The 1152-nt window shown below is 36.5% G+C and carries 1 protein-coding gene; it reads right to left on the bottom strand.

The window, feature by feature from the left end; translation table 11 throughout:
• Positions 1–110 precede the first annotated feature (110 nt).
• Positions 111–1152: IS1634 family transposase (locus OSCI_RS27780; protein ID WP_039963262.1), on the bottom strand; the 1042-nt coding region annotated here is incomplete at its 5' end.

Consider the following 1152-nt stretch of genomic DNA (forward strand, 5'->3'; position numbering starts at 1 on the left):
ATTTATCACTTCAACTCATCTTTTTAACAAAGTCAACTCATGCCAAGAGCAAATTGTCTTGACTCATAAATGAAGATTATTTACAAATATTTATACCTTAATATCAATCATCATCCACTTGAAAATATTAAATAGTATTGACAGCAATACTGCCCTAAATGCTTTAATACATCTTGACGGTCTTGGGTTAAATTGCTGACTTGCTTCTCTCCATTTATCGACACTAAATGCACCGCTTGAAACATCTGAAATATCCAGCGCATCGTCGGCTTATTTGTTAATTTCTTCACCTGATTTTTCACCCCCTCATTGCTAGCTTCTAATTGTTGTCTCAATTTCCTTTGAGCTAGGTTATAAACTAACAAGCACAGTCCCATTATCATTCCAATTGCTTCCACTCGCTCCGGCTTTTTCACAAATACGCTTGACGTAAAAAATAACGGATCTTTGATAAATCTAAATCCTCTCTCGTTACTTTGCTGCGCTTTGTACTCCGATAATACCTGTTGATTGCTCACTGTTTTAGTATCTAAGATATTCGTGGCTAATATAAATCTCCCGGCTTTGACTTTTTCCGCTTCTATTACTGATTTTCTGGTTTCTATTTTACCTGTAACTTGATAAACTGTTGTCTTGGTCTGGCTTGATATTTTCGGCTTAATTGTCGTTTTTTTGACTGGCTTTTCTCGGTATTCAATTTCTGCAATCTGGTGATATTTCCAAGAATCTGATAACCTTTTTATTGCTATCTCTGCATCGGTAATACAAGCAAACTCTTGCCCCGATAGCTTACGCACTGAGGCTTTGGCTGATTCTAACTGTTTCTCTACTTGCTTGGCTATTGTTTTAATTGCTGCTTGTTTTCTGATTTCACTCTCTATCACTAGCCATCTTTGCTTGATGTTAGCATACTCACTTGATATCGCTGCTATTTTATACCCCTTTATTTGATTTGGCTCCCAGGCATTATCTTTTATATCCCAGATTTTATTTTGAGCTTCTTTGATACTTAATGGCACTCTGGTTATCCATTTCATTCCTGCCATCGCTGACAAATTAGGAGCTGTGTATAAGGCACTGTCTGCTACACATATACCGTCAAATGTCCACTGATTTTGAAATTCTTTCAGTCTCTCTACAAATACACTTTTA

This window comes from Kamptonema sp. PCC 6506 (assembly GCF_000180455.1).
Lineage (GTDB): Bacteria > Cyanobacteriota > Cyanobacteriia > Cyanobacteriales > Microcoleaceae > Kamptonema > Kamptonema formosum.